26 protein-coding genes and 1 pseudogene are annotated in these 26155 nt (G+C 52.5%); 15 read left to right on the top strand and 12 right to left on the bottom strand.

The features are described from left to right. The first annotated feature begins 131 nt into the window (after positions 1–131). The 5 genes from cysP (at position 132) to cysM (ending at position 4958) form a co-directional block, all read left to right on the top strand. Complete coding sequence (gene cysP / locus WB371_RS17255) at positions 132–1148, top strand: thiosulfate/sulfate ABC transporter substrate-binding protein CysP (protein WP_336221262.1); 1017 nt, start codon at positions 132–134, stop codon at positions 1146–1148. Further along, on the top strand, positions 1148–1981 hold the full coding sequence (gene cysT / locus WB371_RS17250; RefSeq protein ID WP_336221261.1) for a sulfate/thiosulfate ABC transporter permease CysT: 834 nt from the start codon (positions 1148–1150) through the stop codon (positions 1979–1981). Before cysP ends, cysT begins: the two co-directional genes overlap by 1 nt. Further along, the gene (cysW, locus tag WB371_RS17245; RefSeq protein WP_336221260.1) at positions 1981–2856 is read left to right on the top strand and encodes a sulfate/thiosulfate ABC transporter permease CysW; all 876 of its coding nucleotides are present in this window, start codon (positions 1981–1983) and stop codon (positions 2854–2856) included. Before cysT ends, cysW begins: the two co-directional genes overlap by 1 nt. Further along, positions 2846–3940, top strand: a complete 1095-nt coding sequence (cysA, locus tag WB371_RS17240) for a sulfate/thiosulfate ABC transporter ATP-binding protein CysA (protein WP_336221259.1) — start codon at positions 2846–2848, stop codon at positions 3938–3940. The genes cysW and cysA overlap by 11 nt, the downstream gene beginning before the upstream one ends. Before the next feature lie 106 nt (positions 3941–4046). Further along, a complete protein-coding gene (gene cysM, locus WB371_RS17235; protein ID WP_336221258.1) occupies positions 4047–4958 on the top strand; it encodes a cysteine synthase CysM in 912 nt (303 codons plus the stop codon). A gap of 45 nt (positions 4959–5003) precedes the next feature. Here cysM and WB371_RS17230 read toward each other — a convergent pair whose 3' ends face one another. The 3 genes from WB371_RS17230 to ptsJ all read right to left on the bottom strand — a co-directional run bounded on the left by WB371_RS17230 (position 5004) and on the right by ptsJ (position 7474). Further along, a complete protein-coding gene (locus WB371_RS17230) occupies positions 5004–5372 on the bottom strand; it encodes a YfeK family protein (RefSeq protein WP_336221257.1) in 369 nt (122 codons plus the stop codon). Between the two features lie 77 nt (positions 5373–5449). Beyond that, positions 5450–6169 carry a type 1 glutamine amidotransferase gene (locus WB371_RS17225; protein ID WP_336221256.1) on the bottom strand — a complete coding sequence of 240 codons (720 nt, stop codon included), beginning with the start codon at positions 6167–6169 and terminating at the stop codon, positions 5450–5452. 12 nt (positions 6170–6181) lie between these two features. Beyond that, positions 6182–7474, bottom strand: coding sequence for a transcriptional regulator PtsJ (gene ptsJ / locus WB371_RS17220; RefSeq protein ID WP_336221255.1), 1293 nt, complete (start codon positions 7472–7474; stop codon positions 6182–6184). Between the two features lie 82 nt (positions 7475–7556). Here ptsJ and pdxK point away from each other — a divergent pair, with 82 nt between their 5' ends. After that, a complete protein-coding gene (gene pdxK / locus WB371_RS17215) occupies positions 7557–8423 on the top strand; it encodes a pyridoxine/pyridoxal/pyridoxamine kinase (RefSeq protein ID WP_336221254.1) in 867 nt (288 codons plus the stop codon). Further along, positions 8423–8662, top strand: coding sequence for a cytoplasmic protein (locus tag WB371_RS17210; protein ID WP_336221353.1), 240 nt, complete (start codon positions 8423–8425; stop codon positions 8660–8662). The genes pdxK and WB371_RS17210 overlap by 1 nt, the downstream gene beginning before the upstream one ends. 141 nt (positions 8663–8803) lie before the next feature. On the opposite strand, the gene crr is transcribed toward WB371_RS17210, so the two are convergent. The 5 genes from crr to cysZ all read right to left on the bottom strand — a co-directional run bounded on the left by crr (position 8804) and on the right by cysZ (position 13664). After that, positions 8804–9313: a PTS glucose transporter subunit IIA gene (gene crr, locus WB371_RS17205; RefSeq protein WP_000522253.1), complete on the bottom strand. Its 510-nt coding sequence runs from the start codon at positions 9311–9313 to the stop codon at positions 8804–8806. Positions 9314–9353: 40 nt separating this feature from the next. Next, on the bottom strand, positions 9354–11081 hold the full coding sequence (ptsI, locus tag WB371_RS17200; RefSeq protein ID WP_336221253.1) for a phosphoenolpyruvate-protein phosphotransferase PtsI: 1728 nt from the start codon (positions 11079–11081) through the stop codon (positions 9354–9356). A 46-nt stretch (positions 11082–11127) separates the two neighbouring features. Beyond that, positions 11128–11385, bottom strand: coding sequence for a phosphocarrier protein Hpr (gene ptsH / locus WB371_RS17195; protein WP_000487600.1), 258 nt, complete (start codon positions 11383–11385; stop codon positions 11128–11130). A gap of 382 nt (positions 11386–11767) precedes the next feature. Next, the gene (gene cysK, locus WB371_RS17190; RefSeq protein ID WP_336221252.1) at positions 11768–12739 is read right to left on the bottom strand and encodes a cysteine synthase A; all 972 of its coding nucleotides are present in this window, start codon (positions 12737–12739) and stop codon (positions 11768–11770) included. A gap of 163 nt (positions 12740–12902) precedes the next feature. After that, positions 12903–13664 (bottom strand): sulfate transporter CysZ, encoded by a 762-nt coding sequence (gene cysZ / locus WB371_RS17185; protein ID WP_336221251.1) that lies wholly within the window; start codon positions 13662–13664, stop codon positions 12903–12905. Between the two features lie 230 nt (positions 13665–13894). Here cysZ and zipA point away from each other — a divergent pair, with 230 nt between their 5' ends. From zipA to WB371_RS17170, 3 genes are all read left to right on the top strand, one after another. Next, entirely contained in the window at positions 13895–14923 is a 1029-nt protein-coding gene (zipA, locus tag WB371_RS17180) for a cell division protein ZipA (RefSeq protein ID WP_336221250.1), read from the top strand. A gap of 72 nt (positions 14924–14995) precedes the next feature. Further along, positions 14996–17011, top strand: a complete 2016-nt coding sequence (gene ligA / locus WB371_RS17175; protein WP_336221249.1) for an NAD-dependent DNA ligase LigA — start codon at positions 14996–14998, stop codon at positions 17009–17011. Between the two features lies 1 nt (position 17012). Beyond that, positions 17013–17231, top strand: a complete 219-nt coding sequence (locus tag WB371_RS17170; RefSeq protein WP_042317684.1) for a DUF3820 family protein — start codon at positions 17013–17015, stop codon at positions 17229–17231. Here the strand turns inward: WB371_RS17170 and WB371_RS17165 are convergent. Then, complete coding sequence (locus WB371_RS17165) at positions 17228–18226, bottom strand: bile acid:sodium symporter family protein (protein ID WP_336221248.1); 999 nt, start codon at positions 18224–18226, stop codon at positions 17228–17230. The two genes, WB371_RS17170 and WB371_RS17165, sit on opposite strands and share 4 nt — an antisense overlap. Before the next feature lie 89 nt (positions 18227–18315). On the opposite strand from WB371_RS17165, the gene WB371_RS17160 reads away from it, so the two are divergent. Further along, a complete protein-coding gene (locus tag WB371_RS17160) occupies positions 18316–19242 on the top strand; it encodes a LysR family transcriptional regulator (RefSeq protein WP_336221247.1) in 927 nt (308 codons plus the stop codon). On the opposite strand, the gene WB371_RS17155 is transcribed toward WB371_RS17160, so the two are convergent. Then, complete coding sequence (locus tag WB371_RS17155) at positions 19233–19574, bottom strand: FlxA-like family protein (protein ID WP_336221352.1); 342 nt, start codon at positions 19572–19574, stop codon at positions 19233–19235. The genes WB371_RS17160 and WB371_RS17155 overlap by 10 nt on opposite strands. A gap of 232 nt (positions 19575–19806) precedes the next feature. On the opposite strand from WB371_RS17155, the gene xapA reads away from it, so the two are divergent. The 4 genes and pseudogenes from xapA to WB371_RS17135 all read left to right on the top strand — a co-directional run bounded on the left by xapA (position 19807) and on the right by WB371_RS17135 (position 24634). Beyond that, positions 19807–20640, top strand: coding sequence for a xanthosine phosphorylase (gene xapA, locus WB371_RS17150; protein WP_336221246.1), 834 nt, complete (start codon positions 19807–19809; stop codon positions 20638–20640). A gap of 64 nt (positions 20641–20704) precedes the next feature. Continuing rightward, the gene (locus WB371_RS17145; RefSeq protein WP_336221245.1) at positions 20705–21961 is read left to right on the top strand and encodes a nucleoside permease; all 1257 of its coding nucleotides are present in this window, start codon (positions 20705–20707) and stop codon (positions 21959–21961) included. Between the two features lie 97 nt (positions 21962–22058). Beyond that, positions 22059–22943: a LysR family transcriptional regulator gene (locus tag WB371_RS17140; RefSeq protein WP_336221244.1), complete on the top strand. Its 885-nt coding sequence runs from the start codon at positions 22059–22061 to the stop codon at positions 22941–22943. 698 nt (positions 22944–23641) lie between these two features. Next, positions 23642–24634 (top strand): annotated as a pseudogene (locus WB371_RS17135) (IS630 family transposase). 109 nt (positions 24635–24743) lie between these two features. Here the strand turns inward: WB371_RS17135 and WB371_RS17130 are convergent. Both WB371_RS17130 and WB371_RS17125 read right to left on the bottom strand, forming a co-directional pair. Further along, the gene (locus WB371_RS17130; RefSeq protein ID WP_336221243.1) at positions 24744–25268 is read right to left on the bottom strand and encodes a hypothetical protein; all 525 of its coding nucleotides are present in this window, start codon (positions 25266–25268) and stop codon (positions 24744–24746) included. Further along, positions 25269–26155 (bottom strand): RHS repeat-associated core domain-containing protein (locus WB371_RS17125; protein ID WP_336221242.1); only part of this gene is annotated, 887 nt, incomplete at its 5' end.

The raw sequence follows: 26155 nt of genomic DNA, 5'->3' as shown, positions 1-26155 counted from the left end.
ATGAGGAGGGGGTTCTCTTATTCCCTTTTCAACTTTCAAATCATCAAACGGTATATAAAACCGTTACTCCTTTCACACGCGTTATAAATATTATGGCTATTAGAAAGTCATCAAATTTATAAGGGTGCGCAATGGCCGTTAACTTACTGAAAAAAAGATACCTGACGCTGATGGCGTCACTGTTACTGGTCGGTCAGGCGCAGGCGACGGAGCTTTTAAACAGCTCGTACGACGTCTCCCGCGAACTGTTTGCAGCTCTCAACCCGCCGTTTGAACAGCAGTGGGCGAAAGATAACGGCGGCGACAAACTGACGATTAAACAATCTCATGCCGGGTCATCAAAACAGGCGCTGGCGATTTTGCAGGGGCTGAAAGCGGACGTTGTGACCTATAACCAGGTCACCGATGTGCAGATCCTGCATGACAAAGGCAAGCTGATCCCGGCGGACTGGCAAAGCCGCCTGCCCAACAACAGTTCACCGTTCTATTCCACGATGGGATTTCTGGTGCGCAAAGGTAATCCGAAGAATATCCACGACTGGAATGACCTTGTCCGAACTGATGTGAAGCTGATTTTCCCGAATCCGAAAACGTCCGGTAACGCGCGTTACACCTATCTGGCCGCCTGGGGCGCAGCCGATAAAGCAGACGGTGGTGACAAAGCCAAAACTGAGCAGTTCATGACGCAGTTCCTGAAAAACGTTGAAGTGTTTGATACCGGCGGTCGTGGTGCGACTACCACGTTCGCTGAACGCGGACTGGGCGATGTGCTGATTAGCTTCGAGTCTGAAGTCAACAATATTCGCAAACAGTATGAAGCGCAGGGTTTTGAGGTTGTTATCCCGAAAACCAACATTCTTGCCGAATTCCCGGTCGCCTGGGTGGATAAAAACGTCCAGGCCAATGGCACGGAGAAAGCAGCGAAAGCCTATCTGAACTGGCTGTATAGCCCGCAGGCGCAAGCCATCATTACGGATTACTACTACCGCGTGAATAACCCGGAGGTGATGGACAAGCTGAAAGACAAATTCCCGCAAACTGAACTGTTCCGCGTGGAAGATAAATTTGGCTCCTGGCCGGAAGTGATGAAAACCCATTTCACCAGCGGTGGTGAACTGGACAAACTGCTGGCGGCGGGGCGTAAGTAATGTTCGCTGTCTCCTCCAGACGCGTGCTGCCCGGCTTTACTTTAAGTCTGGGCACCAGCCTGCTGTTTGTCTGCCTGATTTTGCTGCTGCCGCTCAGTGCGCTGGTGATGCAACTGGCGCAGATGAGCTGGGCGCAATACTGGGAGGTGATCACCAATCCGCAGGTGGTTGCAGCCTATAAAGTGACGCTGCTGTCGGCGTTTGTCGCGTCGATTTTTAACGGGGTGTTTGGGCTGCTGATGGCGTGGATCTTAACCCGCTACCGTTTCCCAGGCCGTACGCTGCTGGATGCGCTGATGGATTTGCCCTTTGCGCTACCGACGGCGGTTGCTGGTCTGACGCTGGCCTCACTGTTTTCAGTTAATGGTTTTTACGGCGAGTGGCTGGCGAAGTTTGATATCAAAGTGACCTACACCTGGCTTGGTATTGCCGTGGCGATGGCGTTTACCAGCATTCCGTTTGTGGTGCGTACGGTACAGCCGGTACTGGAAGAGTTAGGGCCGGAATACGAAGAAGCGGCGGAAACGCTGGGGGCGACGCGTCTGCAAAGCTTTCGCAAAGTGGTGTTGCCGGAACTCTCCCCGGCGCTGGTGGCTGGGGTGGCGCTGTCGTTTACCCGCAGCCTTGGCGAGTTTGGCGCGGTTATTTTTATCGCCGGAAATATCGCCTGGAAAACAGAGGTCACCTCGCTGATGATTTTTGTACGTTTGCAGGAGTTCGATTACCCCGCCGCCAGCGCTATTGCTTCGGTCATCCTCGCGGCATCGCTAGTGCTGCTGTTCTCAATCAACACCTTGCAAAGTCGTTTCGGTCGACGAGTGGTAGGTCATTAATGGCGGAAGTGACTCAATTGAAGCGTTATGACGCGCCCCGTATCAACTGGGGAAAATGGTTTCTGATTGGCACCGGGATGCTGGTATCCGTATTGATTCTGCTGGTGCCGATGATTTACATCTTCGTCCATGCATTCAGTAAAGGGTTGATGCCGGTACTGCAAAATCTGGCCGATCCGGACATGCTGCACGCCATCTGGCTGACGGTGCTGATTGCCCTGATTGCGGTGCCGGTGAATCTGGTCTTTGGCATTTTGCTGGCCTGGCTGGTGACCCGCTTTAATTTTCCCGGACGCCAGCTACTGTTGACGCTGCTGGACATTCCTTTCGCGGTCTCGCCGGTGGTGGCGGGTCTTGTCTATCTGCTGTTCTATGGTTCCAACGGTCCGCTGGGCGGCTGGCTGGATGAGCATAACCTGCAAATTATGTTCTCCTGGCCGGGAATGGTGCTGGTCACCATTTTCGTGACCTGTCCGTTTGTGGTGCGTGAACTGGTGCCCGTGATGCTCAGCCAGGGCAGTCAGGAGGATGAAGCAGCGATTTTGCTGGGCGCTTCTGGCTGGCAGATGTTTCGCCGCGTGACGTTACCAAACATTCGTTGGGCGCTGCTGTATGGCGTGGTGCTGACCAACGCCCGCGCGATCGGCGAGTTTGGCGCGGTGTCGGTGGTCTCCGGGTCGATTCGTGGGGAAACCCTGTCGCTTCCCTTACAGATTGAATTACTGGAGCAGGACTACAACGCCGTCGGCTCCTTTACCGCCGCAGCGCTGTTGACGCTGATGGCGATTATTACCCTGTTTTTGAAGAGTATGTTGCAATGGCGCCTGGAGAATCAGGAGAAACGCGCGCAGCAGGAGGAACATCATGAGCATTGAGATTGCCAATATTAAGAAGTCTTTTGGTCGCACCCAGGTGCTGAACGATATCTCACTGGATATTCCTTCTGGTCAGATGGTTGCTTTGCTGGGGCCGTCCGGTTCAGGTAAAACCACGCTATTACGGATTATTGCCGGGCTGGAGCATCAGTCCAGCGGGCATATTCGTTTTCACGGAACCGATGTCAGCCGTCTGCACGCGCGCGATCGTAAAGTGGGCTTTGTCTTTCAGCACTACGCGCTGTTTCGCCATATGACGGTGTTCGACAACATTGCTTTTGGCCTGACCGTGCTGCCGCGTCGTGAACGTCCGAATGCCGCAGCGATTAAAGCGAAAGTCACGAAACTGCTGGAGATGGTGCAACTGGCTCATCTGGCGGATCGCTTCCCGGCGCAACTGTCCGGCGGTCAAAAACAGCGTGTGGCGCTGGCGCGTGCCTTAGCCGTTGAACCACAAATTCTGCTGCTGGACGAACCCTTTGGCGCGCTCGATGCCCAGGTGCGTAAAGAGTTGCGCCGCTGGCTGCGTCAGTTGCATGAAGAGCTGAAATTCACCAGCGTCTTTGTGACGCACGACCAGGAAGAGGCCACGGAAGTGGCCGATCGCGTGGTGGTGATGAGCCAGGGCAATATTGAGCAGGCCGACGCGCCGGATCAGGTCTGGCGCGAGCCGGCGACCCGCTTCGTGCTGGAGTTTATGGGCGAGGTTAACCGCCTGCAAGGGACAGTCCGTGGCGGGCAGTTCCATGTGGGGGCCCACCGCTGGCCGTTGGGTTATACGCCGGCATATCAGGGACCGGTCGATCTGTTTCTGCGTCCGTGGGAAATCGACATCAGCCGGCGAACCAGCCTGGATTCGCCGCTGCCGGTTCAGGTCATCGAAGCCAGTCCAAAAGGCCACTATACCCAACTCGTTGTGCAGCCGCTGGGGTGGTATCACGAGCCGCTGACGGTGGTCATGCAGGGTGATGACGCTCCACAGCGTGGTGAGCGCCTGTTCGTGGGACTGCAAAATGCGCGGTTGTACAACGGCAATCAGCGTATTGAGCGCCATGATGATGCCGTTTTTGCAGAAATAGCGTAATCTCAGGGCGTTTATGTAGGCCGGACAAGGCATTTATGCTGTCATCCGGCGATACACATTTGCCTGATGGCGCTGCGCTTATCAGGCCTTCGTTCCGGACTGAAATGTGAACACATTAGAACAAACCATCGGTAAGACTCCTCTGGTCAAACTGCAACGTCTGACGCCGGATAACGGCAGTGAAATCTGGGTCAAACTGGAAGGCAATAACCCGGCGGGCTCGGTGAAAGATCGCGCGGCGTTATCCATGATTGTCGAGGCGGAAAAACGCGGAGAAATTAAGCCCGGCGACGTATTGATTGAAGCCACCAGTGGGAATACCGGCATTGCGCTGGCGATGATCGCCGCGCTTAAAGGTTATCGCATGAAGCTGTTGATGCCTGACAATATGAGTCAGGAACGGCGAGCCGCAATGCGCGCTTACGGCGCTGAATTGATCCTCGTCACCAAAGAGCAAGGGATGGAAGGGGCGCGCGATCTCGCGCTGGAGATGGCCCAGCGCGGCGAAGGTAAGCTGCTGGACCAGTTCAATAATCCCGATAATCCTTACGCCCACTACACCACCACCGGCCCGGAAATCTGGCAGCAAACGTCCGGACGCCTTACCCATTTCGTCTCCAGTATGGGCACGACGGGTACCATCACTGGCGTATCACGCTTCTTACGTGAGCAGGACCGTGCGGTTACTATTGTGGGTCTGCAACCGGAAGAGGGCAGCAGTATTCCGGGGATTCGTCGCTGGCCGGCGGAATACATGCCGGGTATTTTCAATGCTCAGCTTGTCGACAGGGTGGTGGATATTCACCAGCGAGAGGCGGAAAACACCATGCGTGAACTGGCGGTATGTGAAGGGATCTTCTGTGGTGTCAGTTCCGGCGGTGCGGTAGCCGGGGCGATTCGTGTCGCAAAGGCTCATCCGGGGGCGGTGGTGGTGGCAATTATTTGCGATCGCGGCGATCGTTATCTGTCTACGGGCGTCTTTGGTGAAGAGCACTTCAGCCAGGGCGCGGGGATTTAACCTTCCCTGGCAACGGTTTGAAAAGCTGTGGAATGGAAATAGGGGTTAGTCGTGCTTCAGCGTCTTATCGGTCTCTGCGATCAATGCGTGCAGGTACGGCTGGGCATTTTCATCACTCTTGCCGGGTATCTTGACGATATAAGGTTTACCGGTAATCGATGATGAGGATGCTACCTTATCAATGAACTGCTCTGCGGTATCAATACGATTGCGGGTATTGCCGAGTTTCAGACGCAGGTGGGAAACCGCTTCTTCGCAGTTATGCGTATCGCCATTGCGCACAAAGACTAAATCTTTCTTCTGTGCCAGCGCATCAAGCATGGCGTTAATGCGCGCTTCTTCGTGTGCGTTGAGCTTTGCCCATGCCGGAAGTGTCATCAGGAGTGCAAACAGGGCACATGCGAGCTTTTTCATCAATCTATCCTTAAAGTTAGTAATCCATCGCGCTTATATGACTTTGAATATCGAATTTAGTTGCACTCCTGGTGGTGTTATTTTTGCACATGCGCCTGGGTCAGTTTGTCCAGGAACAGCCAGAGCTTTTCATTCATCTCACGGTAATTACATTCGCGCATTTCCGCATTCGAGCGAATAAAGCGCTTTCCTTTGGCTTCCTCCAGCTCCTGTTCAGAGTGCTGAATCAGCCCTTCAACCGCCTCACGGGTAAACTCCATATGGCACTGGAAGCCATAAACAAAATTACCGTATTGTACTATCTGCCGCGGACAACCAGCACTGGTGGCAAGGACGACCGCCTGATCGGTTAAACCAGGCATATCATTATGCCAGTGGCCAACCATGAGCGGAGAACCAAAGTGGTCAATAAGCGGATGCCGCTTGCCCGCTTCTGTCAGGGTAATCGGGTAATGGCCGATCTCTTTTTCCGGGCTCTGGCAGACTTTTGCTCCCAGCGCTTCGCCAATCAACTGCGAACCCAGACAGATCCCGACCACAATTCGACCCGCTGAGATGGCCTGGTTGATCAGATGTTGTTCGGCCTTTGAATCAAAGTAAGGGCACTCGGCGAGCGTGGTGCGCGGCGATTGCGGTCCACCAAAAACGACCAGCATATCGAAACCGTCAGCATTTACCGGTAACGCTTCTCCGTCATAAACGCGGGACAAGGAGAGGGTATAACCGCGTTCTTCTGCCCAGGGCAGAAAGGCGCCAGCAGATTCAAACGACTCATGGATAACAAAATGTACTCGCACTTTTTCCTCCAGTTAGCGTTCCAGCGCCTGATGGATATCAGCCGCCAGCTTGTTGATATCGTTGTCGCTTAAGGTCGACAGGGTAATGCGCAGGCCGTGCGCGGGCGTGCTAACGCCAAAGGCTTCCCCTTCACGAACCAGCCAGCCTGATTTTGCCAGCATAAAGGCCAGCGTCTGACTGTGGTTTTCTAACGGAAGCCACATATTCAGACCGTCGCCAGGGGGAATGTTATGACCATAGTGTTGTAATGCGCTGGCCAGTTTTTGCTGCTGAGAAGCGTAGAACAATCGGTTCTGCGTCAGCGTTTGCTGATATTCCTCATCACGGAGGCAGGCATGGACTAAATCTTGCAACAAATGGCTAATCCACTGGCTGCCGGCGTTAAGCCGTAGCCGAAGCCTTGCGGAAGTTGCGGGATCGCTGGCGACGATAGCCAGGCGCAGATCCGGCCCCAGCGTTTTTGACATAGAGCGAACAACTGCCCAGCAGAGTGTCTCTACGGCAATCACGGGATGCCATGCCGATGATGAGAGCAGTGCAAAATGGTCATCGACGATCACCAGCACCTGCGGATAACGGGCGAGGATCTCCTGTAACGCGGCGGCGCGCGCGGCGCTTAGGCTGCATCCCGTTGGATTATGCGCGCGTGGTGTAATGATCACTGCGCGTGCGCCTTTGCTCAGGGCGAGTTCAAGCTTCTCTGGTTGCATCCCTTCATGGTCCACGCTCACTGGGCTGGCGCTGAAGCCGGCATAGCGCAGCATGTTGATACTGCTTAAAAAGCAGGGATCCTCCACCGCTACGCTATCACCCGGGAGAAGATGGGCGTTGAGCAGACGTTCGATGGCGTCAATCGCGCCGCTGGTGATATCAATTTTTCCCGCAGCAGGAACAGCATCCTGCATCCATTGCGTCGCCCACTGTTTCAGGTTTGGCGATACGGGCGCGTCACCGTATAAACGATGATGTGGGGTGAGCTGAGTGAGGTAGCGGCTCAGATCGGGCAGGCAAGCGGGCGCTGGGTTACCACTGGAGAGATCGGTCAACGGCGTGTACGGATTTCCCCCTTCCTGAGCCGTGGGAATGAGAGCACCTTTAATGACAGTGCCATTGCGCCCGAGGCTTTGCGCCAGTCCGGAGGTCACGAGTCGTTTGTAGGCCGCCGCGACAGTATTGCGATTGACATTAAGTTGCGCGGCTAGCTCCCTTACCGGCGGCAGCGTTTCGCCCGCAGACAACATGCCGCAGGTGACGTGCTGGCGTATGCAGTCAAAGATTTCGCTGGCGGTTTTTCCGTCGATCATTATTGACCTATGACAAAATGAATTTTAGCATATGACGATAATAGTGAGGCGACAGCCCGCTGTCCAGTGAGAGGAGGAGTTAATGGAGCAGGATAATGATATTCAGTCAGTGCTCTTCGACGATAAACATCGGGCGTTACAGACCGACATTGTCGCCGTTCAGTCGCAGGTGGTGTACGGCAGTGTAGGCAACAGTATTGCCGTCCCTGCTATCAAAGCAAAAGGTTTACGGGTGACGGCGGTGCCAACGGTGTTGTTCAGCAATACGCCTCACTATGAAACGTTCTATGGGGGGGTTATTCCTGCCGACTGGTTCCACGGCTATTTGCAGGCCTTAAGCGAGCGCGACGCGTTGCGTGAACTGAAAGCGGTGACGACCGGTTATATGGGGAGCGCGGAGCAAATCGCGCTGCTGGCGCAGTGGCTGAAAAGCATTCGTGAATCGCGCCCTGATGTCTGTGTTCTGGTCGATCCCGTCATTGGCGATACTGACAGCGGTATGTATGTAAAAGCCGAGATACCAGAGGCCTATCGTCACCATCTGTTGCCGCTGGCGCAAGGGTTAACGCCGAATGTCTTCGAGCTGGAGATGTTAAGCGGTATGCCGTGCCAGACGCTGGACGACGCCGTTGTAGCGGCAAGGTCGCTGCTTACCGATACGTTGCAGTGGATAGTGATCACCAGCGCGCCAGGGCAAACCAGCGAGACCATCAACGTGGCGGTGGTGACCGCCGGATCAGTGGATGTCATTGAACATCCCCGCGTAAAAACCGATTTGAAAGGAACGGGCGATCTGTTTTGCGCCGAATTGATAAGCGGCATTGTTGTAGGTAAAGCACTGACCGTGGCGACGCAATGTGCCGCAGAGCGCGTGCTGGAAGTGATGACCTGGACGCAGCAATGCGGTTGCGACGAACTAATACTGCCTCCGGCAGGGGAGACGCGATGATGAAGAGCTATCGGCTGGTTATCCGTCAGCAGGGGCGTGTGGTCGGGCATTTCGAGACCAGTGGTTTAGACGCGCTGGAAGATATCTGCGTGGCACGCGCAATGTTTGGTATTACGGGCGGCTATCAGTGTGAACTGCTGGTTTCAGATTCAGAAAAGCGGATGCTGGAGAGCGGGCCGGAAGGGATGAAAATCCTGATGCGTGAAAAGTGCTATCGTCCGGTGACTTCGCCATTATGACCGCGGCAACGATGCCGGATAGCCCAACTCCGTGGTGAAAAAACGTGTAGGCCTGATAAGCGCAGCGCCATCAGGCAGGTTTTGCCATCCGGTAGATAAAAAAATGGCGCCAGAAGGCGCCATTTTTCCCTGCGGCAAGAATTACTTCTTGATGCGGATAACCGGGGTTTCACCCACAGTCACGCTACCGGACAGTTTGATCAGTTCTTTGATTTCGTCCATGTTGGAGATGACAACCGGAGTCAGTGTAGACTTGGCTTTTTCTTCCAGCAGCGGCAGATCGAATTCAATAACCGGGTCGCCTACTTTCACGCGCTGACCTTCTTCAGCGATGCGCTTGAAGCCTTCGCCTTTCAGTTCAACGGTGTCGATACCGAAGTGAACAAACAGTTCGATACCGCTATCGGATTCGATTGAGAACGCATGGTTGGTCTCAAAGATTTTGCCGATGGTGCCATCAACAGGCGCAACCATCTTGTTTCCGGTTGGTTTGATAGCGATGCCATCACCAACGATTTTTTCAGCAAAAACTACATCCGGCACGTCTTCGATGTTGACGATCTCGCCAGAGAGCGGAGCAACAATCTCAATAGTTCCGGTGTCTTTCTTATCATCAGAAACCAGAGATTTCAGTTTATCGAACAACCCCATGATCTTCTCCTAAGCAGTAAATTGGGCCGCATCTCGTGGATTAGCAGATTGTTTTTTCTTCAATGAACTTGTTAACCAGCGTCATTAACTCGTCCGTTGTTGGTTGAGCAAGAGCCTGCTCTGCTAACACCTTCGCATCTTCGAAGTTCGTGTTACGGATAATCTTCTTAATGCGCGGGATAGAAATGGCGCTCATAGAGAATTCGTCCAGACCCATCCCCAGCAACAGAAGTGTAGCACGTTCATCGCCTGCAAGCTCACCACACATGCCAGTCCATTTACCTTCAGCATGAGAAGCATCAATAACTTGCTTAATCAAGGTGAGGACAGATGGTGACATTGGCTGGTAAAGATGTGAAATCATATCATTACCACGGTCAACTGCCAGGGTGTACTGCGTTAAATCATTGGTGCCGATACTAAAGAAATCAACTTCTTTGGCTAAATGACGAGCAATGGTCGCCGCTGCTGGTGTTTCCACCATCACGCCAATCTCGATGGATTCGTCAAATGCTTTACCTTCGAGCTTAAGTTCCTGTTTGTAGATTTCGATCTCTTTGCGCAGTGCACGGACTTCTTCAACAGAGATGATCATCGGGAACATAATACGCAGTTTACCGAAAGCAGACGCGCGCAGGATGGCACGCACCTGGTCGCGCAGGATCTCTTTGCGATCCAACGCGATACGGATTGCACGCCAGCCGAGGAACGGGTTTTCTTCTTTCGGGAAGTTCATGTACGGCAGCTCTTTGTCGCCGCCGATGTCCATGGTACGGACAATAACTGCCTGCGAGCCACAGGCTTCAGCAACGGCTTTGTAGGCTGCAAACTGCTCTTCTTCCGTCGGTAGCGCGTCGCGATCCATGAACAGGAATTCAGTACGGTACAGACCAACGCCTTCCGCACCGTTGCGTTCGGCACCTTCAACGTCACGCACAGTACCGATGTTGGCGCACACTTCCACCTGATGACCATCAAGAGTGATTGCCGGCAGATCTTTCAGTTTAGCCAGTTCCGCTTTCTCAGTGGCAACTTGCTCCTGAACGGCGCGCAGTTTTTCAATTTCTTCGTTGGTTGGATTGACGTAAATCTGGTTGTTTACGGCATCCAGAATCAGATAATCGTCGTTCTTCACCTGAGCGGTGACGTTACCGGTACCCACGATGGCTGGCAGTTCCAGAGAACGCGCCATAATTGAGGTGTGGGAAGTACGGCCGCCCGCATCAGTAATGAAACCCAGCACCTTTTGCAGGTTTAGCTGTGCCGTTTCAGACGGGGTCAGGTCAGCGGCAACCAGAATCACTTCATCTTTGATTGCGCTCAGATCGATAATCGCCAGACCCAGGATGTTACGCAGCAGACGCTTACCAATATCACGTACGTCAGCCGCACGTTCTTTCAGGTATTCATCATCCAGTTCTTCAAGGGCAGTGGCCTGACCTTCGATAACTTCATGCGCAGCGGCATCGGCTGTCATGTGTTTATCTTTAATCAGGGCTATGATTTCCTGCTCCAGCTCCTCATCTTCGAGCAGCATGATATGCCCTTCGAAAATGGCTTCTTTTTCTTCACCGAACGTTTCACCGGCTTTTGTTTTGATCGCTTCTAACTGTGCAGATGCCTTGGCACGACCGCTCAGAAAACGTTCAACTTCCTGATCAACCTTGTCGGCAGAAATTTTTTTCCGGTCAATGACGATTTCGTCTTCTTTCAACAAAAGTGCTTTGCCGAAAGCGATACCCGGGGATGCTAAAATGCCTGAAATCATAACCCTACCTTACTTGTGACTGATTTTAAAAAGAACCCGGAAAAACTTATTCCAGTTCCGCCATCAGCTTGACCAGATGTTCAACGGCTTTCTGCTCGTCTTCACCTTCTGCAGAGATGGTAACGACAGTACCCTGAGTCAGACCCAGAGTTTGCAGTTTAAACAGGCTTTTCGCGCTGGCACTTTTGCCGTTGGAAGTCACAGTAATCTCAGACGTGAAGCCTTTTGCTTCTTTAACAAACTGAGCAGCAGGGCGGGTGTGCAGACCGTTCGGAGCGGTAATGGTAACTTCTTGCTGGAACATTGTATTTCCCCAACTTATAGGTTTAGTGTTGTGGAACTAAAGTCTAGCCTGGCGGTTTGACTTTAGCCTGTATTGTTAGTGCCGGCGTAAACGGGCACGACACACCAGGTGTTTTACGCAATCCGTTGCAGTCAACCTCTGGCCGCTGACGTTTCGCTCGTCATTAAACATTATGCCGCTAAATCAATACTTGAACCAAATCATAAAATCGATTCAGCCAGCAGTTTTCCTGTAACGATTAATTTCGCGCTTCAAAATAATTAATCAGGTTAAATACCAGACCTGGTAGGGTGAGGCAATGGCAGGCGGGGTGAAAATTTGACGCAGGCCACAAAAAAGCACCTGAAAAGGTGCTTTTTTACGCATTTTTAACATGCTGGCATTACTGTTGCAGTTCCTTCTCAGTGAAGAGATCGGCAAACAGTGCAGTGCTAAGATAACGCTCACCCGATGAAGGCAGGATAACCACAATATTCTTGTTGGTAAAGGTTTCATCTTCCTGAAGCTTGAGCGCAGCCGCAACAGCCGCACCTGAAGAGATGCCTGCCAGGATACCTTCTTCTTCCATCAGACGACGCGCCGTAGAGATGGCTTCTTCGTTGGTGATAGTCACCACTTTGTCGATCAGTTTCAGATCCAGGTTGCCGGGAATAAAGCCCGCGCCAATACCCTGAATTTTATGCGGGCCGGGTTTCAGTTCTTCTCCTGCCAGCGCCTGAGTGATGACAGGTGAATCTGTCGGTTCTACCGCGACGGTAATCAGGTCGGTTTTACCTTTGGTCCCTTTGATGTAGCGCGTCACACCTGTCAACGTTCCGCCAGTACCGACGCCGGAGATAAAGACATCTACCTGACCGTCAGTATCTTCCCAGATCTCCGGACCGGTGGTTTTCTCGTGAATTTCCGGGTTTGCCGGGTTGCTGAACTGCTGAAGCAGCAGGTATTTCTCGGGATCGCTGGCGACAATTTCTTCCGCTTTCTGAATCGCCCCTTTCATACCTTTCGCGCCTTCGGTGAGCACGAGGTTCGCGCCTAACGCTTTCAGCAGTTTGCGGCGTTCGATACTCATGGTTTCCGGCATGGTCAGCGTCAGTTTGTAGCCACGAGCCGCCGCCACATAGGCCAGCGCGATACCGGTGTTACCGCTGGTTGGCTCAACCAGCTCTACGCCTGGTTTCAGTACGCCGCGTTTTTCGGCATCCCAAATCATATTGGCACCGATACGGCATTTGACGCTGAAGCTTGGGTTACGTGATTCCACCTTTGCCAGAATGCGTCCGTTACCGATACGGTTCAGTCGAACCAGCGGCGTATGACCGATAGTCAGCGAGTTATCTTCAAAAATCTTACTCATGGCCTGTCCTTAACTGTATGAAATTGGGATACCTTCCCAGCATACCCTTCAGGCTGATATGGGGAAGTAAGGATTTCGCATATCTATATGCTATGAAGAAATAATGGGTATCAGTATGGAATAAGAGGTGGCATAAGCCACCCCTTATTTACACAATTTTGCGCTATTTCCATAACGCGTGTTTATCACGATAACAATCCACCCACATCGCCGTCGCACCACAAACGGCCACCGGCATGATGAAAAGGTTGAGCACCGGAATCAGAGTGGACAGACTGGTCAGGGCGCCAAATTGCATATTGGTGACCTTGCGGGTACGCAGGGCATTACGCATCTCTTTAAACGGCACCTTATGGTTATCAAAAGGATAATCGCAATACTGAATGGCCAGCATCCAGGCGCTGAACAGAAACCATAGCACTGGCGCGACGGTTTGCCCGATCCCAGGAATAAAGTAGAGAATCAGTAAGATAATGGCGCGCGGTAGATACCAGGCCAGTTTTTGCCATTCTCGCTTCATAATGCGCGGCACATCTTTCATGATCCCCATAATACCCGTATCTGGCGGTGTGGCTCCCGTCAGACGCGCTTCCAGTTGTTCCGCCAGCAGTCCGTTAAACGGTGCGGCGATCCAGTTGGCGAGCGTCGAGAAAAAGTAGCCGAATACCAGCAGGACAGAGATGACGGCGACAGGCCACAGCAGATAGCTCAACCATTGCAGCCAGTCAGGGACGTGGCTCATTAAGGAGGGGATCCAGACATCCAATTGCGTGAACAACCACCAGAATGCACTGCCCATTAGCACAATATTGACCAGTAGCGGTAAAATGACATAGCGACGGATCCCGGGTTGTGAAACCAGTTTCCACCCCTGAGTGAAGTAATATAAACCGCTGCGTGGTGCAGTGACGGATGATGACACCATAGTCAGGACATGCTCCTTTTCGTATAAGTCCGATGTGAACGCGGCTATCTTACCGGGTTATTGCACCCAGGACAGTTCGGAAATGTTCGAAAAAACAGCAAAAAGCACGATTTCGTTCATCTTTATGCTGTGAAAGTTAAGAGTACACTTGCACTTGACGTAATCGGCAAATACTCTTAGTGAGTAAATGTTTGCCGTGGTGGCAAGGTGTTAGAACAACAGAGAATATAATGATGCAGGATTTGCGTCTGATATTAATCATTGTTGGCGCGATCGCCATAATCGCTTTACTGGTACATGGTTTCTGGACCAGCCGTAAAGAACGATCTTCTATGTTCCGCGATCGTCCACTGAAACGCATGAAATCAAAACGCGACGACGAGTTGTATGACGATAACGTTGAAGCAGACGAAGGCGTGGGTGAAGTCCGTGTTCACCGCGTGAATCATGCCCCCGGCAACCCGCAGGAGCATGAGGCTCCTCGCCAGTCGCCGCAACACCAGTACCAGCCGCCTTATGCGTCTGCGCAGCCGCGTCAGCCGGCCGTGCCGCCGCAGGAAGCACCGGTACAGCCGCAGTATGCCCAGCGCCCGCCGCAGTCGGTTCAACAACCGCAGTCTGCGCCTCAGCAACCGGTTCAACAGCCCGTGCAACAACCCGTTGCGCAGCAGCCTGTCCATCCTCAGCAGCCCGTTCAACAACAACCTGCGCCGCAGGTTCAGCCTGTTCAGCAGCCTGCGCCACAGCCGTCGCAACAGGCTTTCCAGCCCGTTGAACCCGTTGCCGAGCCGCAGCCTGAGCCGGTGCCAGAAGAGACGCCCGCGCCGGAAAAACCGCAGCGCAAAGAAGCGGTTATTATCATGAACGTTGCTGCGCATCATGGCAGTGAACTGAATGGTGAAGTGCTGCTGACCAGCATCCAGCAGGCCGGTTTCAAATTCGGCGATATGAATATTTTCCATCGCCATCTGAGTCCGGATGGTAGCGGCCCGGCTCTGTTCAGTCTGGCGAATATGGTGAATCCGGGGACATTTGATCCCGAAATGGTCGATTTCACTACCCCAGGCGTGACCATTTTCATGCAGGTGCCGTCTTACGGTGATGAACTGCAAAACTTCAAACTGATGCTGCAATCCGCACAGCATATTGCTGATGAAGTCGGCGGCGTGGTGCTGGACGATCAGCGTCGGATGATGACGCCGCAAAAACTACGCGAGTATCAGGAGCGTATCCGCGAAGTGAAAGACGCGAACGCCTGATACACTCAAGGTACGACAACTTCCTTTCTGAACCCCCGCCTGTCGGGGGTTTTTTATCATTGATGGTGCGATATGGAATCAATCGAACAACAACTGACAGAACTGCGAACCACGCTTCGCCATCATGAGTATCTTTACCATGTGATGGATGCGCCGGAAATTCCCGATGCGGAATACGATCGCCTGATGCGCGAACTGCGTGAACTGGAAACGCAGCATCCGGAATTGATCACGCCGGATTCTCCGACGCAGCGCGTGGGAGCCGCGCCATTGGCTTCTTTTAGCCAGATTCGGCATGAAGTGCCCATGTTGTCGCTGGACAACGTCTTTGATGAAGAGAGTTTTCTGGCATTTAACAAACGCGTGCAGGACCGTCTGAAGAGCAGCGATAAGCTGACCTGGTGCTGTGAGCTGAAACTGGACGGACTGGCAGTCAGCATACTGTATGAAAATGGTGTGCTGGTCAGTGCTGCCACCCGTGGCGATGGCACCACCGGCGAAGACATTACTTCAAACGTACGAACCATCCGCGCGATTCCGTTGAAGCTGCATGGCGACAACATTCCTGCCCGTCTGGAAGTGCGTGGCGAGGTTTTCCTGCCGCAGGCTGGCTTTGAAAAAATTAATGAAGAAGCGAAGCGCACCGGTAATAAAGTGTTTGCCAACCCGCGTAACGCGGCGGCGGGATCGCTGCGTCAGTTAGATCCCCGAATCACCGCGAAGCGACCGCTTACTTTCTTCTGTTATGGCGTTGGTGTGCTGGAGGGCGGTTCGTTACCTGACACGCATCTGGGTCGCTTGTTGCAGTTCAAAGCATGGGGACTGCCGGTCAGCGATCGCGTTACGCTGTGTGACTCCCCGGAAGCGGTACTGGCGTTCTACCACAAGGTAGAAGAAGACCGTCCGACACTGGGTTTCGACATTGACGGTGTGGTTATCAAGGTCAACTCACTGGCGCTTCAGGAGCAATTGGGTTATGTCGCGCGTGCGCCGCGCTGGGCGGTGGCCTTTAAATTCCCCGCGCAGGAGCAGATGACCTTTGTGCGCGACGTGGAGTTTCAGGTGGGGCGTACCGGGGCGATTACCCCTGTTGCGCGCCTTGAGCCGGTGCAGGTTGCGGGCGTTCTGGTGAGTAATGCCACGCTGCATAACGCGGATGAAATTGAACGACTGGGCTTACGGATTGGCGATAAAGTCGTGATTCGCCGTGCGGGCGACGTTATTCCGCAGGTGGTCAATGTGGTGCTCTCCGAGCGTCCGCAAGAGACGCGTCCGGTGGAGTTTCCGACACATTGCCCGGTGTGCGGTTCCGACGTTGAGCGCGTGGAAGGCGAAGCCGTTGCCCGCTGTACCGGCGGCCTGATTTGCGGCGCGCAGCGTAAAGAATCCCTCAAGCATTTCGTTTCCCGCCGCGCCATGGACGTTGATGGTATGGGCGACAAGATTATCGACCAACTGGTCGAAAAAGAGTATGTGCTCACTCCAGCAGATCTCTTCAGGCTGACGGCGGGTAAACTGACCTGCCTGGACCGTATGGGGCCGAAATCGGCGCAAAACGTGGTCGACGCGCTGGAAAAATCGAAAGCGACGACCTTTGCGCGTTTCCTGTATGCGCTGGGCATCCGGGAAGTGGGAGAAGCCACGGCTGCGGGTCTGGCGTCCTTTTTTGGTACCCTGGACGCGCTGGAAGCGGCATCCATTGAAGAACTGCAAAAAGTGCCGGATGTCGGCATCGTGGTGGCAACGCATGTGTTCAACTTCTTTGCCGAAGAGAGTAATCGGGATGTGATTACACAACTGTTGGCGGAAGGAATTCACTGGCCGGCACCTGTGGTTATCAATGCTGAAGAAATTGACAGTCCCTTCGCCGGGAAAACCGTCGTTCTGACCGGCAGCCTGAGCCAGATGTCGCGTGATGATGCCAAAGCGCGGCTGGTTGAACTGGGTGCTAAGGTCGCGGGCAGCGTCTCGAAAAAAACCGATCTGGTTATTGCGGGTGAAGCGGCGGGCTCCAAGCTGGCGAAAGCGCAGGAGCTGGGCATCGAGGTTATTGACGAAGCGGAAATGCTCCGCTTGCTGGGTGTCTGAGATGGAAAAGGAGCAACTTGTTGAGATCGCCAATACGGTGATGCCGTTTGGTAAATATAAGGGACGTCGGCTGATTGACGTACCGGAAGAGTATTTACTGTGGTTTGCCCGTAAGGACGAGTTTCCGGCGGGCAAGCTGGGTGAACTGATGCAAATCACACTTCTGATTAAAACAGAGGGGCTTAGCCAGTTGGTTCAACCCCTGAAACGCCCGCTCTAAGCCTTTGCGGCGCGGTTGTCCTGCTGCGCCTGCAACTGTTGACTCTGGCGTTTGTAACGCCGCGCCAGCATGGCACAGACCATCAACTGGATCTGGTGGAAGATCATCAATGGCAGCAGCATCATCCCTATGACGGGGGTCGGGAAAAGGATGTTTGCCATGGGGACGCCGTTCGCCAGACTCTTTTTCGAACCACAAAAAACAATCGTAATTTCATCCGCTTTACTGAAGCCGCACTTACGCGCAACAAACATGTTCACCGCAATCACGATGGCGAGCAGCACAATACTGACCACCACGATAAACAGCAGCGACCCCCAGCCGACCTTGTGCCAGATGCCGTTCACAACGGCTTCACTGAACGCTGAATAGACCACTAACAGAATCGAGGTCTGGTCGGTCTTCGCAATCCATTTTTTATTTCGCGCGACCCACTTGCCGATCAACGGGCGCGAAAGATGACCAAGCACAAACGGCAGCAGCAGTTGCAGCATAATTTTGCTGACCTGCTCCAGACTCCCTTCTGCGCCATGAATATTCATCACCAGACCGACCAACAGCGGAGAGAGGAAAATCCCCAGCAGGCTGGAGGCGGAGGCGGAACAGACTGCCGCTGCGACGTTACCCCCTGCAAGCGACGTAAAGGCAATGGCGGACTGAACGGTGGCAGGCAGGATGCACAGGTAGAGGAATCCGGTATAGAGCATCGGGTCAACGTTGACCGGCGCCCACCAGGCAAACAAAACACCGAGGACAGGGAACAAGACGAAGGTGCTGCACATTACCCACAGATGCAATCGCCAGTGGCTGCCTCCCGCGATAATGGCTTCCCGTGAGAGTTTAGCACCGTGCATAAAGAACAGCAGTGCGATAGCCGCGGTGGTAATGCCCTCAACGACAGGCACAAAATCGCCTTCAGCCGGAAAGAATGACGCCAGCAGAACGACCGAAACCAGGGTCAGAGTAAACGGATCGAGGATGCGAAAAATAGTCATAAATACTCCAGGAATTCAGTACCTTCATTTTGCGTTTTTCATTTTGAGAAATAAAATTGATTTATTGCATCTATATATGAATTGAATCGATGAATTATTCTCTGCGTCAACTTCGAGTGTTTGTCACCGTCGCCCAGGAACGAAGTTTTAGCCGGGCTGGTGATTGCATTGGCCTGAGCCAGTCGGCGGTTAGCCACAGCATCAAAGAGCTTGAGCGCCAGACGGGGGTGAAATTACTGGATCGTACGACCCGTGAAGTGGTCCTGACAGATGCGGGACAGCAACTGGCAGGTCGGCTGGAAAGGTTGCTGGATGAGCTGCACATTACGCTGCGGGAAGCGGGCAGGGTGGGCACGCAACTCACCGGTACTGTTCGCGTGGCGGCAAGTCAGACGATTTCCGCGCATCTGATCCCACAGTGCATTGCACAAAGTAATCAGCACTACCCGGCGATTGATTTTGTTCTGCATGACCGGCCGCAGCAGTGGGTACTGGAAAGCATTCGTCAGGGGGAAGTGGATTTCGGCATCGTCATTGACCCTGGCGCGGTGAGCGATTTGCAGTGTGAGTCGGTTCTTTCCGAGCCTTTCCTCCTGCTTTGTCATCAGTCGCATCCGTTGGCGCAGGAGGAATGGGTGAGCTGGCAGGAACTCCAGCAGGAACGTCTGGTACTACAGGATTACGCCTCAGGTAGCCGACCGCTGATTGATGCGGCGCTTGCGCACTTCGGCATTGAAGCGGAGATTGTGCAGGAGATTGGTCATCCGGCGACGCTCTTTCCGATGGTGGAAGCCGGGATTGGTATCAGTATCCTTCCCGCGCTGGCGCTACCGCTGCCGCAGGGAAGCCATTTGCAGGTCAAGCGGCTGACACCGGTGGTCGAGCGCCAGCTTATGCTGGCACGGCGTAAGAATCGCTCTTTGTCGACGGCGGCCCAGGCGTTGTGGGATGTGGTGCGCACCCAGGCCGGTGAGTTAACGGCGTTACGCAGGCAGGACCCGCTTTATCAGATATAGACGTCAATCTGATGCTCATCGGAAGGATGATTTACTCCCTCTGCTTTGAGCTGCATTTGCTCCTGCTTTTGTTCACTCTCTTTGGCCTGCTGGCGCTGTAATTGTGCAAGTTGTGCCTGTAGCATTTTGATCTGCGTCTGAATTAGCTCCTGCTGCTTTTGCTTCTCTTCTGTGCTGCCACTGCCATTCGCCACATCTTTTAGCTTCTGCGTCAGTTGCGTGATTTTTTGCGCAATCTGCGCAATTTGTGCCGAGGTGCTATCACCGGAGGCGGCTTTAGCTCTGGGGTTACCGCTTTGTCCGGAGGGGGTTGAGACGTTGATGGTTGTCATCATGCGTTCCTTTAGCCAGTAAAACGATCATATCGGCAAAGGTACGCAGACCTTCAGCCTGACCTGCCATTTCTGGCAGTGATATGCTTTTTTATCCACGGTTTTAAATCGCGCTTTCAATATCGACTGGCTATCGATCATCAGGGAAAACAGTATTGGTAATCGATTGCGTACTCTCGCTATAACCTCTTTTGGCCCTGTTTATCTGATTAGCCCATTTGAAGGACATCTTATGACCGAAACCCCTTTTTCCCAGAACCCGTGGACCAGCGCGGATATTATTCGTCGCCACAAACCAGATTTCACGCCACGCGTGGCCTTTATCCTGGGCTCTGGCCTGGGGGCGCTGGCAGAGCAAATTGAAAACGCTGTGGCGATCTCCTATGAAAAACTGCCCGGATTCCCGGTGAGTACCGTTCACGGACATGCGGGGGAACTCGTATTGGGCGACCTGGCCGGGGTGCCTGTCGCCTGTATGAAAGGACGGGGGCATTTTTACGAAGGACGCGGTATGACCATCATGACCGACGCAGTCCGCACGATGAAACTGTTGGGCTGTGAACTGTTGTTTTGTACCAACGCGGCAGGGTCGCTGCGTCCGGAAGTAGGGCCGGGGAGCCTGGTGGCGCTGAGCGATCATATCAACACGATGCCGGGTACGCCGATGGTTGGCCCTAACGACGACCGTTTTGGTGAACGTTTCTTCTCGCTGGCGAATGCCTACGATACCGATTATCGCGCGATTTTACAGACTGTTGCCTCCGAGGAGGGCTTTCCCCTCAGCGAAGGCGTGTTTGTGTCCTATCCCGGGCCAAACTTTGAAACTGCCGCCGAGATCCGCATGATGCAGATTATCGGGGGGGATGTAGTGGGAATGTCGGTGGTGCCTGAAGTGATCTCGGCGCGTCATTGTGGGCTGAAAGTGGTTGCCGTCTCCGCGATCACAAACCTGGCGGAGGGGCTGGGGGATGTAAAACTCTCCCATGCGCAAACCCTGGCAGCCGCTGAGCTTTCCCGACAGAACTTTATCAACCTGATTTGCGGGTTCCTGCGCAAGCTGGCCTGAAGCACATAATAATAATCACCCCGCTTCCCGGCGGGGGTTGTACCCTACGGCAAGGAACAGAAAAATGAGTATGGCGTCCCGATTAAAGATCATGTCGTTTATGCAATATTTTATCTGGGGAAGCTGGCTGGTCACCCTGGGTTCATACATGATCAATACGCTCGGTTTTACCGGTGCGAACGTAGGTATGGTGTACAGTTCTAAAGGGCTGGCGGCGATCGTTATGCCGGGCATTATGGGGATTATCGCCGACAAGTGGTTACGCGCGGAACGGGCCTACATGCTATGTCATCTGATTTGTGCAGGCGTATTGCTTTATGCGACAACGGTGACTGACCCGAATACCATGTTCTGGGTGATGTTGATCAATGCGATGGCCTATATGCCAACCATTTCCCTCTCAAACAGTGTTTCATATGCTTGCCTGGCACAGTCCGGTCAGGATCCGGCGACGGCATTTCCCCCCATTCGCGTGTTTGGCACAATCGGTTTTATCGTCGCCATGTGGACGGTCAGTCTGATGGGCCTGGAGTTGAGCAGCGCACAGCTCTACATTGCCTCTGGCGCGTCACTGCTGCTGGCGGTGTATGCGTTCACGCTGCCTAAGATTCCGGTGGCTGAGAAGAAAACAACGGCCTCGCTTGCCAGCAAGCTGGGGCTGGATGCTTTTGTGCTGTTTAAAAATCCGCGCATGGCGATTTTCTTTCTGTTTGCCATGATGCTGGGCGCGGTGTTGCAGATCACCAACGTTTTCGGTAATCCTTTCCTGCATGATTTTGCCCGTAATCCGGCATTCGCCGACAGCTTTGTGGTGAAATATCCTTCGATTTTGCTATCCGTTTCGCAGATGGCGGAAGTGGGCTTTATTCTGACGATTCCCTTCTTTCTTAAACGCTTTGGTATCAAAACGGTCATGTTGATGAGCATGTTGGCATGGACGTTGCGCTTTGGCTTCTTTGCGTTCGGCGACCCGTCGCCAGCAGGATTTGTCCTGCTGCTGATGTCGATGATCGTGTATGGCTGTGCTTTCGACTTCTTTAACATTTCAGGTTCGGTATTTGTTGAGCAGGAAGTGGACGCAAGAATTCGTGCCAGCGCCCAGGGGTTGTTTATGACGATGGTCAATGGTGTCGGAGCGTGGGTAGGGTCGATTCTCAGTGGTATGGCGGTTGATTACTTCTCTGTGGATGGCGTAAAAGACTGGCAAACGATCTGGCTGGTTTTTGCGGCATATGCGTTCGCGCTGGCGGTGATTTTCGCGCTCTGTTTTAAATATAAACATGAGCCTGAAAGACGAGTACAGAAGTCACTGGCCCATTAGATCGCATCAGCGGCGGACAGGGCATGTCCGCCGTTTCCCGTTTTGCAATGCAATGTGGTAGTTTGGCGCATTATCTTGCTGCTGGAGCGGACTACACATGGAACGCACGCACCGTATCGATCTGAAGCTACTGCGTTATTTTCTGGCTGTCGCGGAAGAATTGCATTTTGGACGCGCTGCTGTCCGCCTGAATATGTCGCAACCCCCACTGAGTCTTCATATCAAAGAGCTTGAACAGGAGCTCGGTACGCTGCTGTTTATCCGTCATTCCCGCAGTGTGGCATTGACGCATGCGGGGAAAATCCTGATGGAGGAGTCACGGCGTCTGCTCTCCAGTGCGAATCAGGTACTGGCGAGAGTAGAGCAGATTGGCCGTGGTGAGGCAGGCAGAATTGAACTGGGCGTGATTGGGACCGCAATGTGGGGGAAGATGCGCCCGGTGATGCGACATTTCATCAAAGAAAACCCTAACGTGGAGGTCTTGTTTCGCGAAAATATGCCCGCGATGCAGATGGCAATGCTGGAAAGGCGTGAACTGGATGCCGGTATCTGGCGAATGGCGATTGAACCTGCGCCAGGGTTTTCCAGTTTACGCTTGCATGAGTCCTCTTTTCTGGTGGCGATGCCGGAAGAACACCTGCTGACTTCCCATGAAGCGGTGCCGCTTGAGGCATTACGCAATGAATACTTTGTCACGATGCCATCCATTCATACCGACTGGGCTTTTTTGCAGCGGGTCTGCCAGAGTGCCGGATTTTCGCCGATGATTATCCGTGAAGTTATGGAGCCGCAAACGGTGCTGGCGATGGTCAGCATGGGCATTGGCATTACCTTGATTGCGGATAGTTATGCGCAGATGAACTGGCCTGGTGTGGTATTCCGTCCGTTAGAAGAACGGATCCCGGCTGATTTATACATGGTGTATGACCGACAGCAGGCGACACCCGCGCTTGAGAGGTTGATTTCGTCATTAACCGCGTGACATGAGATGAATTGCCGGATGGCGACTCACGTATAATCCGGCCTGCAAGAAGACGTAGGCCTGATAAGCAACGCGCCATCAGGCAAGCAGGTTCGAATCGTTAATTTCTGCGCATAGCAAAAAGGCGCCGCCAGCGCCCTCTTTTACATTGGTGGGTCGTGCAGAATTCTACTTCAGACTCTAACCTTTTGAAAAAAAACATATAACATAATCAACCATCACTGCGGGCCCAACTATAGGCCCATTTTGGAAAGCTGCAAGCAGGAATTGATTTTGGTGATTTAAGTGCGCAATTTTCAAACAACGTCAGAGCTATGAGGATTAGTGAACCGCCCTGCGGTTCCTGGAAAGTTTTTAGTTCCGGAACTGCCTGCCCGGGGTCTAGGCCGAGGTCAGTGCATACTCAGCATACTGACGCTGCGTTTCCTGGTGCAGGAGTAGATTTTCCACTCACAATTATCATTGCAAATCAACGGCCATCGCTTTACCGTTAGAGTAAGTGAAAAGCACTGTTCCAACATAAGTACCTTCACCTGGTTTCTTAATCACCTCTAAATAGCTGCGCGGAATAGTAGATCACTTTGAGTGAACTCAGTCCGGATTGTGCGAGTCTTTTCAATCGCCAAACTAACCAAAACCATCAACCGGACTGAGCGGTGTCGATCATAGCACCTATTCCCCGTGGCGAAAGACGCCTGATGCAGAAACTATCCATAAAACGCGTGATAAAAATCATGCCCGCAGGCTGACTGCCATGCTGATGCTGCACCGGGGTGACCGCGTCAGCGACGTTGCCAGAACGCTCTGCTGTGCCCGTTCCTCCATCGGATGCTGGATTAACGGGTTCACGCTGTCGGGTGTTGCAGTACTCAAATTATTACCTGCCGGACGAACCCGTCGCTGGCCTTTTGAGCATATCTGCACGTTACTACGTGAGCTGGTAAAACATGCTTCCGGTGATTTTGGCTACCAGCGTTCACGCTGGAGTACAGAACTTCGGGCAATAAAAATCAATGAGATAACCGGCTGCCAGTTACATGCCGGAACCGTTCGCCGCTGGTTGCCGTCTGCGGGGCTTGTGTGGCGAAGGGGCGCGCCAACTCTGTGCATCCGTGATCCGCATAAGGATGAAAAGATGGCGGCAATCCACAAAGCACTGGACGAATGCAGCGCAGAGTATCCGGTATTTTATGAAGATGAGGTGGATATCCATCTTAATCCTGAAATCGGTGCGGACTGGCAGCTACGCGGGCAGCAAAAACGTGTGGTGACGCCGGGACAGAACGAAAGATACTATCTGGCCGGAGCACTGCGGAACGGGCAAAGTCAGCTACGTGGGCGGCAACAGCAATAGTTCGACGCTGTTCATCAGCCTGCTGAAAAATCTTAAAGCCACATATCGCCGGGCAAAAACTATCACGCTCATCGTGGATAACGACATTATCCATAAAAGCCATGAAACACAGCGCTGGCTGAAAGCGAATCCAAAATTCAGGGGCATTTATCAGCCGGTTTACTCACCGTGGGTGAACCACGTTGAGCGGTTATGGCAGGCACTTCATGACACAATAACCCGTAATCATCAGTGCCGTTCAATGTGGCAGTTGCTGAAAAAGGTTCGTTATTTTATGGAAACTACCAGCCCATTCCCGGAAGGACAACATGGGCAGGCAAAAGTGTATCGGTATTAGGCGCAGCTATTTAGAGCGTGACAGGCTTTGATGCCGCTCGCTGTGATCTGGTACGCTACACCCTCCGTCAAGACACGAACCACGCCCACGATTTCTGCTTGGTTCTGTCTTACTGTGATTTACATTTATTTTTAGAGTTATGTACATTTTTAATAAGCAATGATTCATTCAGATACTGTCCCCAATATATATTTAACGCCTTTTCAGTATTTTGATCATTATATTCATTACATAAATATTGAAATGTAAAAGATATAATAGCCTTTTTATTACAACTAAAGCAATCAAGATTTTTTACTATCCAAGTAGTGCTGGGGATACCATTTTTAACAGGAGGAGTGAGCATATTTAAAATAGTATCCACTAAAGCATCAGCTTCGTAATAACTTTCAATAAAAAGTTTTAAATAGGCTGCAATATAATATGAAAATGCTGGTTTAGTGAGACAAATGACAGCATCTTCAGAATGGTAAAGATCACTAGCCATTAATTCAATCCAACTCTTTCCAGAAAAAAGCTTTATAGCGTCATGGCAATATGCAATGTTGTCTTCATCAACGACCCCATTTTTCAAATAATCTGGATATTCAGAAAACGTTTTCTGAATATAATCTATGATCTCGTCTTTTCCCATTTATAAACATCCTTTTATTACAGCCAATGTAGTACATGACATCATAGTTCCCCTGACCGTTTCTCTTTCAAGCTGATGCCGCAAATCACCTCCATTAAAACATTGATTCATAATGTTATTCCTTGTTGATACACAAGCAAGACCATTCACACCTTTCTGAAGTATAATTTCACAACTATCGGTTGGGTAACACTTTCTTTTTTGGTTGCAAATAGCTTCTTTTTGATTTTTCAGATGCTCATAATAATCATTAGAACAATTACCTGGAGGTGGTGGATTATTAATGGCATCTCCAAAGTTTTTCCACCATTTTGTCAATGTTTTTGCTGCACTTGCATCTGCTTCCTGCTGTACAGGACTTTTTGGCAATGGAATTGGGAAGGGGAACGGACCAGGAAGAACCGCTTCTAACCCCAGAGGGTCAGTATTTGTGACAGGATTTAACGGATAAAGATAAGGGTTCCATCCCCCAACCAGCCCAATCGGATCCTGTGTGATATATCGCCCCTGCTCTGGATCATAATACCGGTGCCGGTTATAGTGCAGCCCCGACTCCTCATCATACCACTGTCCCGGTAACCTCAGCGGCTGTTCAATATTATGCGGGTTGTCTTCGAAAAGCACATTTCCCCACGGGTCCACTTCGGCTTTCCACTCTGTCTGCCCCTCCTGGTTGATGAGGGCAACGGGCATTCCCCGGTGGTCACACTGGTAAAGGTGAACGTTACGGATATTCACCACCGGCAGCGGGTCAAGCTGCGCCGCCATCAGGTTTGCGGGAATGTTCGCAAATTCCAGCCAGCCGCGGCTTCTCTCCGACAGCTTTCCTGTCCGCAGCTCTTCCTCCAGACGCTCCATGTCCGCATACTCCTGGGCCGTAAACGGTA

The sequence above is a fragment of the Citrobacter amalonaticus genome, assembly GCF_037053465.1.
GTDB classification, from domain to species: domain Bacteria; phylum Pseudomonadota; class Gammaproteobacteria; order Enterobacterales; family Enterobacteriaceae; genus Citrobacter_A; species Citrobacter_A amalonaticus_H.
Note: the sequence above shows the minus strand (reverse complement) of the source record. Positions and strands in the feature narration are given on the sequence as shown.

What these genes read in the sequence shown, in the direction of transcription:
- cysP (WP_336221262.1), top strand. Translation starts at nt 132, where the DNA reads ATGGCCGTTAACTTACTGAAAAAAAGATACCTGACGCTGATGGCGTCA.
- cysT (WP_336221261.1), top strand. Translation starts at nt 1,148, where the DNA reads ATGTTCGCTGTCTCCTCCAGACGCGTGCTGCCCGGCTTTACTTTAAGT.
- cysW (WP_336221260.1), top strand. Translation starts at nt 1,981, where the DNA reads ATGGCGGAAGTGACTCAATTGAAGCGTTATGACGCGCCCCGTATCAAC.
- cysA (WP_336221259.1), top strand. Translation starts at nt 2,846, where the DNA reads ATGAGCATTGAGATTGCCAATATTAAGAAGTCTTTTGGTCGCACCCAG.
- WB371_RS17230 (WP_336221257.1), bottom strand. Translation starts at nt 5,372, where the DNA reads ATGAAAAAGCTCGCATGTGCCCTGTTTGCACTCCTGATGACACTTCCG.
- ptsJ (WP_336221255.1), bottom strand. Translation starts at nt 7,474, where the DNA reads ATGATCGACGGAAAAACCGCCAGCGAAATCTTTGACTGCATACGCCAG.
- pdxK (WP_336221254.1), top strand. Translation starts at nt 7,557, where the DNA reads ATGGAGCAGGATAATGATATTCAGTCAGTGCTCTTCGACGATAAACAT.
- WB371_RS17210 (WP_336221353.1), top strand. Translation starts at nt 8,423, where the DNA reads ATGAAGAGCTATCGGCTGGTTATCCGTCAGCAGGGGCGTGTGGTCGGG.
- crr (WP_000522253.1), bottom strand. Translation starts at nt 9,313, where the DNA reads ATGGGGTTGTTCGATAAACTGAAATCTCTGGTTTCTGATGATAAGAAA.
- ptsI (WP_336221253.1), bottom strand. Translation starts at nt 11,081, where the DNA reads ATGATTTCAGGCATTTTAGCATCCCCGGGTATCGCTTTCGGCAAAGCA.
- ptsH (WP_000487600.1), bottom strand. Translation starts at nt 11,385, where the DNA reads ATGTTCCAGCAAGAAGTTACCATTACCGCTCCGAACGGTCTGCACACC.
- cysK (WP_336221252.1), bottom strand. Translation starts at nt 12,739, where the DNA reads ATGAGTAAGATTTTTGAAGATAACTCGCTGACTATCGGTCATACGCCG.
- cysZ (WP_336221251.1), bottom strand. Translation starts at nt 13,664, where the DNA reads ATGGTGTCATCATCCGTCACTGCACCACGCAGCGGTTTATATTACTTC.
- zipA (WP_336221250.1), top strand. Translation starts at nt 13,895, where the DNA reads ATGATGCAGGATTTGCGTCTGATATTAATCATTGTTGGCGCGATCGCC.
- ligA (WP_336221249.1), top strand. Translation starts at nt 14,996, where the DNA reads ATGGAATCAATCGAACAACAACTGACAGAACTGCGAACCACGCTTCGC.
- WB371_RS17170 (WP_042317684.1), top strand. Translation starts at nt 17,013, where the DNA reads ATGGAAAAGGAGCAACTTGTTGAGATCGCCAATACGGTGATGCCGTTT.
- WB371_RS17165 (WP_336221248.1), bottom strand. Translation starts at nt 18,226, where the DNA reads ATGACTATTTTTCGCATCCTCGATCCGTTTACTCTGACCCTGGTTTCG.
- WB371_RS17160 (WP_336221247.1), top strand. Translation starts at nt 18,316, where the DNA reads ATGAATTATTCTCTGCGTCAACTTCGAGTGTTTGTCACCGTCGCCCAG.
- WB371_RS17155 (WP_336221352.1), bottom strand. Translation starts at nt 19,574, where the DNA reads ATGACAACCATCAACGTCTCAACCCCCTCCGGACAAAGCGGTAACCCC.
- xapA (WP_336221246.1), top strand. Translation starts at nt 19,807, where the DNA reads ATGACCGAAACCCCTTTTTCCCAGAACCCGTGGACCAGCGCGGATATT.
- WB371_RS17145 (WP_336221245.1), top strand. Translation starts at nt 20,705, where the DNA reads ATGAGTATGGCGTCCCGATTAAAGATCATGTCGTTTATGCAATATTTT.
- WB371_RS17140 (WP_336221244.1), top strand. Translation starts at nt 22,059, where the DNA reads ATGGAACGCACGCACCGTATCGATCTGAAGCTACTGCGTTATTTTCTG.
- WB371_RS17130 (WP_336221243.1), bottom strand. Translation starts at nt 25,268, where the DNA reads ATGGGAAAAGACGAGATCATAGATTATATTCAGAAAACGTTTTCTGAA.